Origin of the sequence: Paenibacillus amylolyticus (assembly GCF_051136285.1) — a bacterium.
Classification (GTDB): domain Bacteria; phylum Bacillota; class Bacilli; order Paenibacillales; family Paenibacillaceae; genus Paenibacillus; species Paenibacillus amylolyticus_F.
Window position 1 is genome coordinate 4,774,264 of the sequence record NZ_CP194938.1, and the last position, 14,456, is coordinate 4,788,719.

Annotated in this window: 12 protein-coding genes; all 12 read left to right on the plus strand. The window is 46.5% G+C overall.

Translation table 11 applies throughout. The features are described 5' to 3' along the window. Window positions 1–5 precede the first annotated feature (5 nt). The 12 genes from ACR8BL_RS20770 (at window position 6) to ACR8BL_RS20825 (ending at window position 14,412) form a co-directional block, all read left to right on the plus strand. Window positions 6–851: a 3-hydroxyacyl-CoA dehydrogenase family protein gene (locus ACR8BL_RS20770; RefSeq protein WP_434749323.1), complete on the plus strand. Its 846-nt coding sequence runs from the start codon at window positions 6–8 to the stop codon at window positions 849–851. Window positions 852–948: 97 nt separating this feature from the next. Further along, window positions 949–1,251: an acyl carrier protein gene (locus tag ACR8BL_RS20775; RefSeq protein ID WP_434749324.1), complete on the plus strand. Its 303-nt coding sequence runs from the start codon at window positions 949–951 to the stop codon at window positions 1,249–1,251. Between the two features lie 53 nt (window positions 1,252–1,304). Continuing rightward, window positions 1,305–2,462 carry an acyl-CoA dehydrogenase family protein gene (locus ACR8BL_RS20780; RefSeq protein WP_434753193.1) on the plus strand — a complete coding sequence of 386 codons (1,158 nt, stop codon included), beginning with the start codon at window positions 1,305–1,307 and terminating at the stop codon, window positions 2,460–2,462. Beyond that, window positions 2,459–3,484 (plus strand): HAD-IIIC family phosphatase, encoded by a 1,026-nt coding sequence (locus tag ACR8BL_RS20785; protein ID WP_434749325.1) that lies wholly within the window; start codon window positions 2,459–2,461, stop codon window positions 3,482–3,484. Before ACR8BL_RS20780 ends, ACR8BL_RS20785 begins: the two co-directional genes overlap by 4 nt. Before the next feature lie 29 nt (window positions 3,485–3,513). After that, window positions 3,514–4,773, plus strand: coding sequence for an ACP S-malonyltransferase (gene fabD, locus ACR8BL_RS20790; RefSeq protein ID WP_434749326.1), 1,260 nt, complete (start codon window positions 3,514–3,516; stop codon window positions 4,771–4,773). 84 nt (window positions 4,774–4,857) lie between these two features. Beyond that, window positions 4,858–8,505, plus strand: coding sequence for a non-ribosomal peptide synthetase (locus ACR8BL_RS20795; protein ID WP_434749327.1), 3,648 nt, complete (start codon window positions 4,858–4,860; stop codon window positions 8,503–8,505). Further along, the gene (locus ACR8BL_RS20800) at window positions 8,506–8,775 is read left to right on the plus strand and encodes a phosphopantetheine-binding protein (RefSeq protein WP_434749328.1); all 270 of its coding nucleotides are present in this window, start codon (window positions 8,506–8,508) and stop codon (window positions 8,773–8,775) included. It abuts the gene before it with no gap. Further along, on the plus strand, window positions 8,762–9,235 hold the full coding sequence (locus tag ACR8BL_RS20805; RefSeq protein WP_434749329.1) for a hypothetical protein: 474 nt from the start codon (window positions 8,762–8,764) through the stop codon (window positions 9,233–9,235). The genes ACR8BL_RS20800 and ACR8BL_RS20805 overlap by 14 nt, the downstream gene beginning before the upstream one ends. 11 nt (window positions 9,236–9,246) lie before the next feature. Beyond that, window positions 9,247–11,013 carry an ABC transporter ATP-binding protein gene (locus ACR8BL_RS20810; protein WP_434749330.1) on the plus strand — a complete coding sequence of 589 codons (1,767 nt, stop codon included), beginning with the start codon at window positions 9,247–9,249 and terminating at the stop codon, window positions 11,011–11,013. Further along, a complete protein-coding gene (locus tag ACR8BL_RS20815) occupies window positions 11,013–12,776 on the plus strand; it encodes an ABC transporter ATP-binding protein (RefSeq protein WP_434753194.1) in 1,764 nt (587 codons plus the stop codon). Before ACR8BL_RS20810 ends, ACR8BL_RS20815 begins: the two co-directional genes overlap by 1 nt. A 32-nt stretch (window positions 12,777–12,808) precedes the next feature. Further along, a complete protein-coding gene (locus ACR8BL_RS20820; protein WP_434749331.1) occupies window positions 12,809–13,363 on the plus strand; it encodes a hypothetical protein in 555 nt (184 codons plus the stop codon). Between the two features lie 5 nt (window positions 13,364–13,368). After that, the gene (locus ACR8BL_RS20825) at window positions 13,369–14,412 is read left to right on the plus strand and encodes a BtrH N-terminal domain-containing protein (RefSeq protein WP_434749332.1); all 1,044 of its coding nucleotides are present in this window, start codon (window positions 13,369–13,371) and stop codon (window positions 14,410–14,412) included. Window positions 14,413–14,456: the final 44 nt, after the last annotated feature.

The following is a 14,456-nucleotide window of genomic DNA, read 5'->3' on the forward strand; positions in this document are numbered from 1 at the left end:
AGGACATGAAAACAATTGGAGTTATCGGGGCAGGTGTGATGGGCCGCGGCGTAGCACAGAGTTTTGCACAGGCAGGGCATAAGGTTATCCTGATGGACATCAGCGAAGAAGTACTTGATACAGCCGCAGAGGAGATCTACAACCAGATTCGTATGCTGCTGCTGTTCAAAAAAGTGGAGGGGCTTGAAGCCCCCGAGGTCATTTTGGAGCGGATTCATCGAACAACATCTCTGGAGGAGCTTCGTGAGGCTGACATCATTGTAGAAAATGTAAATGAACAATGGGAAGTGAAAAAGGATGTGTATGCCCAGATTGATCCGATTTGTCAGAAAGATTGCATTTTCCTGGTCAACACATCCTGTATCTCTATTACGAGAATTGCAGCCCTTACGAAACGTCCTGATCGGGTCATCGGCACTCATTTTATGAATCCGGTACCTCTGAAATCGGCTGTTGAAGTGATCAAGGGAATGGATACATCCGAGCAGACGATAGAAGTGGTGACAGAACTCCTCTCATCCATTGGTAAAGAGACCATTTTGGTCAATGATTACCCGGGCTTTGTTTCGAACCGGATTTCACATCTGTTTATGAATGAGGCTGCTTTTGTGCTTCAAGATCAGGTAGCGTCCGCCCGTGAAGTGGATGATATTTTTGTGAAATGTTATGGACACACGATGGGACCGCTGGAGACAGCTGACTTGATTGGTCTGGATACCGTTATGGATTCGCTGGATGTGCTGTATGAAAGCTATCAGGACCCCAAGTTCCGCTGCTGTCCGCTGCTCAGAAAGATGGTGCATGCCGGTCGAACAGGCAGAAAGTCAGGAGAAGGATTTTATAGTTACTAATTCAATGATGAATTTACACTGTGAACTGTTAATGGCATGACAGATTATGAACGGGCCCCATTAAAATAAATGGAATGAGAGAAAGGGAGTTATCCGAATGAAAGAAGTTAAAAATGAAGTTCGCGAAATGGAAGAAGTTAAAAGTGAAGTTCTCAAAATGGAAGAAGTTAAAGGTAAAGTTCGCAAATTTTTAGGACGTTTTTTCAGAAAACATGAACTTCAAGACCACGAAGATATTTTTGCCTTAGGTTTTGTGAATTCCCTGTTTGCCATGCAGCTCGTGATGTTTCTGGAAAAAGAATTTTCCATCCGTGTCGACAATCAGGACTTGGACCTGCAGAACTTCAAATCGATTAATGCTATTACAGAACTCATCGAGAGCAAAATGGTGAGTTCCTGATCCCGATATGCTGTCTAACGATATTTCACTAATAGGAGGTTAGCGCGTTGAAAATGGAATTGAACGAGCAACAGCTTCGCTGCAAGCAGGAGGCTGCTTCATATACGAATCAGTATGTTGTCCCGTACGCGGCTTTTCATGATCGGGAAGAAAGGCTCCATCCTGAAGTCGTTGAATCGTTGAAATCTTCAGGTTATCTGGGCTCCATGATTCCGCAGGAATACGGCGGATGGGGCCTTGACCCAATATCGGTTGGTGTGCTGAACGAGGAGATTGGACGAGGCTGCTCGTCTGTAAGAAGCCTGCTCACCGTGCATGGTATGGTTGCCCTCGCCATTTTTAAATTCGGATCTGAAGAGATGCGTTCTTACTGGCTGCCTCGGCTGGCCTCAGGTGAGGTTCTCGGCGCTTTTGGACTCAGTGAACCGGGTATCGGGAGTGATGCGAAAAGCATTGAAACCAAGGCTGAAGCGGAGGAGGATAACTATCGCCTGAACGGCAGGAAGAAATGGATTACGATGGGGCTGATTGCAGATGTGTTCCTGATCTTTGCCCAAGTGAATGATAAACCTACGGCATTTCTGGTTGAGCGGAATAGCCCGGGATTTGGCGTGCAGCCTATTCAGGGCATGATGGGAGTCAAAGGTTCAATGCTGGCTGAGCTGTATCTGGAGGACTGCCGGGTTGCCAAAGACAGCATGTTAGGCCAGCCGGGAATGGGTGTATCCATGGTTGCCCTGCACTGTTTGGATTATGGACGTTATACGGTAGCATGGGGGTGCGTGGGGCTTGGTCAGGCATGTCTGGAGGCTTCATTAAGTCATGCCGGCAGCCGACGGCAATTTGGAGTGCTTTTACAGGATAATCAGCTGATTCAGAAAATGCTTACCGAGATGATCGTGGAAGTTAAGGCAGCACGGCTTCTGTGTTATCAGGCCGGATATTTAAAAGAGGTGATGGACCCCGATTCCATCATGGAAACATGGACAGCGAAGTATCATGCAGCAGATATGGTCAACAAGGTAGCACACCGGGCAGTGCAGATTCTTGGAGCCAAAGGCTGCAGCACCGAGTCTCCGGTTGAACGTTTCTACCGAGATGCCCGGGTGAACGAAATTATAGAAGGCACAACACAGATGCATGAGATGGTTATTGCTTCGTATGCTGCAAGTACTCACCAATCCGTCCAAGAGGAGGCTATACACTCATGAAAAAAATCAAATGTGTTATTTGGGACCTTGACCATACGATCTGGAACGGAATTTTACTGGAAGATGAAGAGGTTACGCTGAAAGATAATATTGCTGAAGTGATCCGCACACTTGATGCGCGTGGAATTCTGCAATCGATCGCCAGCCGTAATGAGCATGACCTCGCTATGGCTAAACTCGAGCAGTTTGGGCTGCGCGAATATTTCATCTATCCGCAGATCAACTGGAATGCCAAATCCCGATCTGTCAAAACGATCGTTGAGGCTATCAATATCGGTATGGACACGATTGCTTTTATAGATGATCAGCCGTTTGAGCGGGAGGAGGTACTGTATTCTCATCCGGAGGTTCTATGTATTGATTCACTTGCTTATCTTGAGATCACTCAGATGGAAGAGATGAATCCGCGTTTTATTACCGAGGATTCTGCACTGCGCCGTCAGATGTATATGAGCGATATTGTTCGCAACGAGAAGGAAGATTCCTTCGACGGTACGCAGGATGAGTTTCTCGCTTCCCTCGGGATGATCTTTACCATCTCGGAAGTGAAGGAGGGAGATCTGCAGCGGGCGGAGGAACTGACGGTACGAACTCACCAGTTGAATGCTACCGGATACACCTATTCATATGAGGAATTGGACGAGTTCCGCTATTCACCGCGCCACAAACTGCTCATTGCCGGGCTTGAAGACAAATATGGCACGTACGGGAAGATTGGTCTGGCACTGCTCGAGCTGAACGAAGAGATTTGGACACTCAAGCTGCTTCTGGTATCGTGCAGGGTCATGTCAAGAGGCGCGGGCACTCTGTTGCTCCACCATGTTATGCGCATGGCTAAGGATGCAGGGGTTCGACTGCAGGCTGAATTTGTGTCCACAGACCGTAACCGGACCATGATGATTACGTATAAATTTGCCGGATTCCAGGAGATTGAGCAAAAGGACAATTTCTATTTGTTTGAGAGTGACATGAGCATGATTCAGGATCAGCCTTCGTATGTATCGCTGGAAGTCATTGCATAAACCAATCCTATAAGCGAGGTGTTCTTTTTATGGAAAAAATAGCATTCTTATTCCCTGGCCAAGGCTCCCAATATGTAGGCATGATGAAAAATTTCTTTGATCAATATGAGATTGCGAGACGAACTTATGAAGAGGCCAGCGATATCCTCGGCTTAGATCTGGCCAAGATGAGTTTCGAGGGCAGCTTGTTTGATCTGAATAAACCGTCCAACATGCAGCCTGCGCTGCTTACAGCAAGTGTGACTGCATATCGGGTGTACATGGAGGAGATTGGCATTACCCCGCAATTCTGTGCAGGTCACAGTCTAGGTGAATATGCAGCACTGACTTGCTCTGGAGCGATGACATTTGGTGATGCGGTGCGGATTACGAAGCGGAGAGGTGAACTGACCGAGCGGGTCGCTGAAGAGAGCGACGGAGCCATGACGATTATTGACGGGGCGAACGAGGAGATGATTCGTAAAGCGTGTGAGCAGGTTTCAACCGATACAGCCTGGTCTGAAATCTCTTGTTACAATGCGATGAGTCAATATGCGATTTCAGGTCATCAGGATTCGATCGAACAGGTTGAAACGATTTTGCTGGAGCAGGATGCACAGACAACCCCGTTGATGATGAGTGCGCCATTTCACAGCCGCTTGATGGAGTCTGCCGGTGAGCAGCTTGGTAATGCACTCACTGATTACCGTTTCCATCCTTTTAAGTGGCCGGTTGTGTCCAATGTTACCGCGAGTCCATATACCGAGGGTTCACGTATTCCCGGATTGCTGCAAAGACAGCTGTCTCAGCCCGTGAAATGGACCCAGACGATGCAATATCTGAAGAAACACGGGGTGACATTAACCATTGAACTTGGTCCGAAAAATGTACTGAGCGGGCTGGTGGAGTTGGAGAACCTTGGCATGAAATCGTTTGCTTACGGGCAGAAAGAGGACAGAAAAGCGCTCAAGACACTGCTGGATCAGGCAGTTGTGTCCAGACCAAGACCGACCGTAGTGACCAAGTGTATGGCTGCTGCTGTAGCTACACCGAACCGCAACTGGAATCAGGACGAGTATCAAAAGGGTGTCGTGGAACCTTACAAACGCATTCAACAGCTTCAGGAAGAACTGGAGGCCGCCGAAGCTGCGCCGACGCCAGAGCAAATGAAACAGTCTCTGGAATGGCTGGGAACGATTTTTGAAACGAAACAGGTAGATCAAGAAGAACGTGAGGACTGGTTCCACCAGATCCTGGATGAAACAGGACAATATTATCTGTGGACGGATCATAAAGTAACGACAGCTTAAACGAACTCTAACTAATCACAGACCGGTATGATGATGTGCTTGGGCACATGTCATACCGGTCTATTATGTATTCGAGGTGAGATCATGGATATCCATCTGTTCAATATTATGATGTCGAGCGACAAGTTCAAGGAAGAACGAACCTATTGGCAGGACAAACTTGCAGGCGATATTCAGATCGGAAAAGCTTTGGAACAAATGGGCCCTCTGGCTGATAATGCCGATAGTTCAACAGCTAACGTATACTCGCAATCTATTCCTCACGAATTATCCGCCAGACTAATCCATATGAGCGGCGGGTCAAACCTGGCGTTATATATACTGCTTCTAACCGGATTTCAGCATCTTCTGTACCGCTATTCCGGAACTTCTGATCTGCTTATAGGTATGCCTCTGACCTTGGAACAGGCTGAAGAGCTTCATCAAACTCACCTGCTTGCTATCCGTGGTAAGGCTGATGGTGATGCTTCATTCAGAGAACAGGTGTTGCATATGAAATCCGAGGTCATGTCTGCACGGGTTTACTGGCACTTTCCTTTTGACAAAATGGCCGAGAAGCTTGAAAGGTTGCCTGAGGAGAGCAAGCTGCAGACGGCTGTATATATGAAAGGGATTCATGCAGAACCCGTACTTGATTCCGAGCTGCATACCGTTCTTGAAATTGAGCGGATCGATCAGCAGATTCAGATCCATCTTCACTACCAAATAAGACCTGTGGAGCCGAGCCAGCCTGAGCGTTTATGTTCTCATTACATACGGCTGCTCGAACAAGCAGTACAATCACCGGATGAGTCTCTGTTTCACATCCAGCTTCTTTCAACGGAGGAGGAGCTTGAGATCAGGGAGTGGAATTACGGTGCGTTTACTTTCGCCAAAGCAGAGCATTCCATAATCTCCAGGTTTCAAGAGCAGGTCAACAGAACGCCGGAGCAGATAGCGATAATAGATGGAGAACGACAGATCACTTATTTTGCATTGGACCGGGATTCCAACCAGTTGGCCCGTCTGCTGATGAGTGCCGGAGTTACCTCAGGCACGATGGTGCCCGTAATTATGGATAACTCCATCGAGCTGATTTTGACCATTCTGGCCATTTTCAAGTCAGGTGGAGTGTATGTTGCACTGCATCCGGAATATCCAGCTGAACGGATACGCCGAATTCTTGAAGAGACTGAAGCGGATGTTCTCATTACAGGGCAGATGGAGGAGACTTGGTTACACACATGGGCAGAGGCCGTTCAGAGCTTGTCATCAATAGTGGATATTATTCATCTGAAGGATACATCCTGGACCGGACAAGATGATAGTGCATTGGAATACGAGGAGGACATCGCTGATCAGGCCTATGTATTGTATACTTCCGGTTCGACGGGGCGGCCCAAAGGGGTTGTTGTAGAACATCGCAACTTAAGTGCCTACGTGAATGCTTTTCAGGCTGAATTTCAACTGAAACCAGGACACCGGATGCTGCAGCAGGCTGTCAGTACCTTCGATACGTATATGGAAGAGGTATTCCCTGCGCTGACTGCGGGGGCTTCTTTGGTAGTTGTTGATCGGCAGCAATTGCTGGATATACACGGACTGGTCGATCTGCTGGACAGTTGTGAAATTACACATGTGACGACGACACCTCATATTTTGCGAGAACTGAACCGGATGCCTCAGCTGCGGAGTGTACGAACATTTATCAGCGGCGGAGATGTATTAAAGATAGCAGATATCGACCAGTTGCTTACGTATGGAGATGTATACAATACATACGGACCAACCGAGACAACCGTATGTGCCCTTTACGAGAAACTGTCAGAATCATCTGTTGAACCCATCCCTGCAGGAAAGCCGATACAAGGCTATTTTGTGCACATCGCAGACCCTCATGGCAGGATGCTGCCCGTCGGTGTACCAGGAGAGATTTGTATATCAGGGCCGGGGGTTGCATGGGGGTATCACAAGCTGCGTGAAATGACCGATCAGAAGTTTGGCCGTTCTCCCTACCTTGAAGAAGCGCGAATGTTTCGTACAGGTGACATCGGGATGTGGAACGCTGAAGGGCAGGTGTTATTCCTGGGACGGAAGGATTATCAGGTGAAAATCAGAGGGCATCGAATTGAATTAGCTGAAATTGAGCGCCATCTGGATCGCCATGCTTCTGTCAAGGAAAGTGTTGTCCTTCCGGTCGGAAGCGAAGGTGAAAAAACGCTGACAGCCTATCTGGTCTCGGAAAGTGAGCTGTATGTCTCGGAGATTCGTGGTTATCTGCGTTCATGTATCCCCGAATATATGCTTCCGTCCAAGTATATTCGAATCACACAAATACCCCGAACTATTCACGGAAAGATGGATATCCAGGAATTGACGAATCAGAAACAGTCTTTGGAATCCGGTATGATGTATTCCCCACCTGAGAATGAACTGGAGCATCAGCTTGTACAGGTATGGAGTGAACTGTTTCAGACAGAACCTGTCGGAATAGACGATGACTTCTTTCAACTCGGAGGACATTCCCTGCTGGTGATTCGTATGGAGATTGAATTGGAGAAGATTGGACATTATGTGCAGCCCACCATCATATACGATTACCCCACCATCCGAGAGCTTGCTCGAAGACTGGAGGAGGGAGCGGCAGCCACACTGCAGCCCGGCGAGAGTCACGATTCTTTACAAGACTCTGGACCAGGTGAGTATCCCAAGACTCATCTGTATAACGGGAATGATTTGAAGCCCGCAGGCATGCATGGGTACGTCCCATTTAACGATGTTTTTTTCAAAGTGTGCTTTTACAATTCATTGTTCCCAATCATTATGCAGCAGCAAAAAAGTATCTATCCATTTTTCATTCATCATGTGGATGAATATCTCTGGTCCGATAATCAACAATTTATCGTGAACGGATGGATCAGATGCAGGAACGACACGGACATTTTGGAGGAACTGGGTATCGGTTTTGATACGAAAGTCAACAGTGAAGATATTATTCAGGATGTCGAACAATCTCTTTTGGATGCCAGACCGGTTATTATCTGGGTGGACACTTATTATGCTTCCATTCGGAAGGATGCTTATTTGAAAAAGCATATACCGCATACCTGGCTAATTTATGATGTTGATCCCCTGAATCAAACGTTCATGATCATGGAACACAGGCATCATGACAATCTGTCCTACGAAGAGAGAACGATCAGTTATCAGGATCTGAAGGACAGTTATACGGGGTATATCCAACATTTCAACATGGAAGCTCATACATTTTATTCATTTCATAACAGGCACCAGCCTGCACTACATCGGTTACATGCTTCTCCTGAACAGCTGGATCACTATTGGCAGACATATGCAGGCCATCTGGCGAGAGAAGAGGCTCGGGTGAAGAACAGCCTGGAACGACTTGAGCAGAGTTCATCTGTGTTTGAGGACCTGGTGCATAATCCGGACAGTCTGCTCTCTACTGCTGAGGAATGGGTAACAGCGCTCCATAAACTGGTCAATGCAAAAAAAGCAGAGCTGTACCGCTGTGAAAAGCTGACCGGTTCAGGTTCCCGGTTGACGGTGATCCGCGAACAGATTACAGCCGAGTGGAGCAGCATTCGGGCAGTGCTGGCCAAGTACGTATTAACCTCCACTTATAAACCCTCATCCTTTCATAAGTTGCCTGAAATATACAGACGCATAGCTGTGCTTGAACGTGAATTTTACAACAGGGTGTCAAGCACCTCTGCGATAGGGAGGTCCTAAATGAGCGGAATGATAACAGTGGAACAGCGAATCCTGCAGGCTGTCGATAAGATTATGACATGCGGTACACAGATCCCGATGGATCAGACGTTGTCCGAACTGGGTGTGAATTCAATTGATTACATCAAAATTATGGTTGAGATCGAAAATGAATTTGATGTGGAAATAGACGATGAGCGTCTGGCTTATGAACCATCCGAGTTAATTGGAGATTTCAGAGATTATGTTGTAAGTCTGATTAAAGGAGAGGCTGGGCATGAAACGGACTAAACGTTGGACTCACCTTTGGTTCCGTCTCTCTGTAAAGCTGCCTGTGGCTGCGCTTGTAATCCTCGGTCTGACTGTAACGATCCTGGTGGCACTTGCCATGCAGTTCCATACGACCTCTTATCTGCGCAGTGAGAAGGCAAGCGCATATGCTGATGTGAATGCCCTGCCTGCTGAAGTAAAGACCGTTCGAATTGAGGCCGCATTTGCAGAGCTGCCTCATGCGGGGCTGCAGGAAGGAGATGTTCTCATCTGGTATACAGAGGAACAGGGAAAGCGGTATGCAGCCGAGATTGTGAGTGTGAACACAGACCTGAACACCAGCATCATCCGGGTTACTGCCGAAGGTGCCTGGAATGAAGAATTGCAGGAGCTTATGCATTCCACTAGCGTAGAGAAAATTCCTATTATTACGGAGGTACAATCCCAGAGCCGAACCGTATTTGAGAGCTGGATCTCCTAGAGGAGGGAAATATGGGGAACATTTCAAAGGAAGGTATGGGGAATATTTCATTAGGCAAGCGGGTGCGCCCGTTTGTTAAACCCTATCGGATTAGTGTAATCACAATGCTGTTCTGCGAGTTGATTATGGTCCTTGTAGATCTGATTGGGCCGCTTATATTTGCAGTTATGATTGACGAAGTGTTCTATCATCGAAATCTTCATTTCTTTGGTTATGTGATTTTAACGTATATTGCATTGTATTTGGGTGTTCGGGCACTAAGCTGGATCATCAAATCCATCTGGATTTATTTAAATGTAAAGTTTCTGTTTGATATTCGCAAAAAGCTGTTTGATCATATTCTGCATTTTAAGGCATCCAACTATGAGAAAGCCAAAACGGGTGATCTGATCACACGTCTAACCAGCGATGCGGAATCGATCATGCAGTGGATTGAAGTCATGATTTTTGAAATGGCTGCTCCACTGACTAAACTGTTGATTTCTTATGTGCTTTTATTTTATCTCAATCCGTATATTGCTCTGGCAATGATGGTGCTTGTGCCTGTTTCGGTATGGGTGTCCCAATATTTCAATCGTAAAATGACCAAACAGCAAACCGTTTTGCGTGGAAAGTACGGTCACTTCGTCAGTTGGATGCTGGAAATGCTGCAGGGTATGAGGGATATCCGTCTTTTGGGAAGCGGGAAAAGAGCTTCGCTCCTATTCGTCGAACAAAGTGCAGATGTAATTCGACTGGACAATCGGACAGAGGTCATGAAGTGGATGTCTACCCGTTCCAATGCGTTTATATTTTTACTGTCCGATCTGTGCATCTATGCGGTTGCAGGAGTGCTCATCGTGCAGGGGCAGCTGACCGCAGGTGTTTTTGTTGCCATTATGTCATATCTGAGTAAAAACAATCAGTCCATGATGACGATCTATGAGGCCGTTGTGAACCTTCCGAAACTAACCGTTCAGTCGCATAAAGTGTTTGATCTCTTGGAGGAAGAAGTAGAGCGGACAGACGGGAATCCTGAACTGGATCTACAGCATGGAGAAACCTCCTTCGCACAGGTGCGGTTTGGATATGAAAACGGTCCTCGTGTACTGGATGATCTTCATCTTCATATTGGAGCCAGGGAGTCGGTTGCCCTTGTAGGAAAAAGCGGTTCAGGAAAAACAACACTTGTGAATATGCTGCTGGGCTATCACACCCCTGAGGAAGGAGAAATCCGGATTGGCGGCAGGTTAATTGAGGAGTATACACTGACGTGTCTTCGTAAACGTGTGGGTATTGTGCAGCAGGAGTCTATTTTGTTTAATGAGAGCATTCGTTACAACCTGCTGCTGGGCAGTGCACATGCAGATGATGAGCAGCTATGGGAGGCTTGTGACCAAGCCTATATCGGAGATTTTATTCGCTCCCTTCCGGAAGGGCTGGATACCTTGCTTGGTACAGGAGGGATGGAGCTGTCAGGAGGACAAAAACAGCGCTTGTCCATAGCTCGCATCTTTCTGAAGCAGCCTTGTTTGATTATCTTTGATGAGGCAACATCGGCGCTTGATTATGAAGCCGAACAAGCCATTCAACAGTCTTGGCAGCACTTGAGCAGGGACAGGGCTTCCATTGTCATTGCTCACCGCCTGTCTTCTATATTGAATGCGGATCGTGTCGTGGTACTGCATGAAGGACGTATTGTGGCTGCAGGCACACACAGATACTTGTTGGAACACAGCGAGCATTACCGTGAACTGTTTGTGGAAGATTTCATTCGGAAGGAGGGAATGATGTCTTGATGAAGACACCAGCCTCTTCCCGCTATTCGCTTTTCAGGAAAATCAGACCCTTCATTCGCAATGCCAATCGTCAAATATGGATTCTTGGCTCTTTGAAATTGGTTCTGACGGTCATTGCCCTGATGATCCCTTATCTGTACAAGATGCTGATTGATCATGTCATGATTGGGCGTGATCTCGGCATACTGCCTTATATTTTAGCGGGATATCTCGGTCTGTTTGTGCTGGAGACAGCGGCTTCAGGTCTTCAAACGATGTACAGAAACCGTCTGTTAGGCAGGACCAAGCTTGATCTGCAGGTGGGTATGTGGAAAAGGCTGCTTCGGATGAAGCCAGCTTCTTATGAGAGCTATCGTACGGGGGATTTGAAGAACAGATTAGACGGTGACGTTACACTGGTTAAAGATTTTATCTTCCTGCACCTGATCGATTATACATTCAAATGGATTAGTGTAGGGGCCTATGCCATTATTCTACTTTCTTTAAATTGGAAGATGGCCCTTTTCGGTTTTATTATGCTTCCCGTATCTTTTATCATTAGTACCCGACTGGGCAAACGCGCCAAAATGCTGGTTTCCGAATTTCGTCAGACTACCGGAGAGTATGAGACATGGATTTCGAACAGTTTCAGACATTGGAAAGAAATTAAGGCCCTGAACATGCAACGAAAAGAGTCTATTCGATTTGTAGGCTTTTGGAAGCGATTTAGCAGGATCAAGTTCCGTCATCTGGCTTACACGTATGCCAATGAATTATATTATACGTTTCAGGATGATTTTCTTAACAAGATGAATTTATATTTCATCGGCGGTTTGTTAATTTTTCAGGGTGAGCTGACGATTGGAGGCCTGCTGGTCTTCCTCACCTATTACCAGCAGATGATTAACAATATTAACGAGATTAATACTTCTAATGTACAGCTTCATGACAGTACCCCATCCATTGAACGTATCGTGGAACTGCTTGAACTTCCAATAACCTATGGGAGAAAAGTGGAGGTACTGCCGCCATTCCAAGGACATTTTGAACTGAAAAATGTCTCTTTTCGTTATCCGAATAACAAGGATGTTGTACTGAACGAGCTTGATCTTAGCATTAAGCCTGGAGAATATACAGCTATTGCAGGTCGAAGCGGATCAGGGAAAAGTACGCTGATTAAACTGATCTTGGGACAATACGAAGTGCAGCAGGGGGCTGTTCTTGTGGACGGAGTGCCTGTCGAGGATGTGGGAGCAGGGTACCTTCATCGTCATATTGGTGTGGTTATGCAGGAGAATACACTATTCAATATGTCTATTCTGGATAATCTCAGGCTGGTTCGGCCCAAGGCCTCAGAAGAAGAGATACGTGAAGTATGCCGAATGGCCTTGATTGACGAATTCATTGAAAGTCTGCCAGATCAATATCATACGATGCTGGGAGAATCAAGCATTAATCTGTCCGGAGGGCAGAAACAGCGACTCGCGCTGGCGAGGGTGCTCCTGACCAAACCGCAAATGCTCATACTGGATGAAGCAACTTCGGCACTGGATAATGATGCCGAAAGGAAGATTAATGAGGCAGTTCGTGAGATTGCAGGCTCCATCACTGTGCTGGCTATTGCTCATCGGTATTCGGCCATTCAGGATGCAGAGCGTGTCATCGTGCTAAATCAGGGTGAGATTGTGGCTGATGGGACTCATATGGAATTGGCCGGACGTCACGAAATATATGACCTATTGTTTCGAGATCAGCGTCAGGGAATTGGCTCTATGACCACATGATCCGGCATGTACATTTTCAGGAGGTGTAGCATATGACCATTTACTGTCCACTTCGTTTGGATGAACACTACAACAACAACGGCTTTAGTTATCCCGGTACCGAGAATATCGGAGATTTTACGACATTTGGATCGTCGTATCCGGCAGATGAACTGGCAGATCAGGAAAATATACAGTGGAGGGATATTCCCTTCAGTTTTCCTAACAGCATGCAGCAGTTTAACAACATCGAACTGGAGAGCCAGCGCATTCATGTCCCTGATGACAAGTATTCTACGCTCTATATTTTAGGCGCGGCAGACAATGGATCTTACCATGAATTTATTTACTTTGAACGGAACGAAGAACGGGTTGGGAGGGCCTCTCTGGAACTCACGAATTGGACCGAGACGACTGCCAAGTTCAATGAAGAGATCATGCACCGTTTTCGAGGGTCGTATACAAAAAAAGGGGCACTGCTTACATCGGTACATCCAATCATCTGGTTTCAGCAAATCCAACTAGAGGAAGCATTATCCTTTGACACATTGGTCATGTCGGACAATCCATGTATGCATATCTTTGCATTGACACTGGGAAAGGAGTGATCTGAATGAATATTCAACCGAGGGAAAACAATGCAGAAGGTGAGGATTGTTTTACACTCTGTGTGAGCTGCATTCTGAATTATAAAGAGTTCAGTCCTTTTTTGGCGGTGTGGAAGCAGTGCGGTTTATTGTGTTCCGAGGACCCTGAGCGGGGAACTCCGAAGCTGGCACCAACTTACATGACCGTGGAGCAAGAGTTACGGCACATCCATCAGATCGATCTTCAGATTCGCAGAAAAGATGATCTGTCTGACGTGGTTAAGCAGATCATTACACATCTCCATCAGAACGAACCTGTGATTGTATGGGTGGATGTATTTTATCTTCAGTACAACTCATTGTACCATGTAATGCACTCGGCACATTGTATTGTGCTCTCGGAATATACCGATGGGAAATTCGGTTTTATTGATGATTTCTATCATCTGAAAGGAAGCATGGACGAGCAGGACTTGATCCAGGCACTTGATCTGGGACGTACACCATTGATCCGTGAGGGGAGACAATTCCGTTACGCGACATTGGATATTTCAGAAGCTTCCCGGAAAGTTCAGGAGCGAGATTTCTATGCAATGCTTCATCACAATCAGACAATTCTGGGAGGGGGGGCCGAAGAACTTCGCAGTCAGAGTGGCTGGCAGGAGTTGGTCCATCCGGTTGTGGGAATTGCAGCGATTGAGCGATATGTGCAATCTACACGCAGCTATATGGAACATGTGACGGAATTGAAGGAAGAATTTCTCGATAATATGTATGGTGATTTGGCAGGGATCAGCAACAATCGATATCTGTATGGACACTTTCTAAGGGAAGGTATTCCGTATGACCCTGAGTTGTCCAAACTGATTCACAACTATGAGTATGCTGCTCAACGATGGAATCTGGTAGCTAATATGACGCTGAAAAGCCTATATCAAGACGTTGATCGACGCCATCAGATGTTAAACCGGGTCTTGGGCAAAGTACAGGAGATTATCGATATTGAACATCAGGCGTGTGAAATGGGAAAATCTGTAGTAGCAAATTCGGGCTTCAGTATGATGTCCTGATACCAAAAACCGTGAAAGCAGAAGCCTGCTCTCACGGTTTTTTT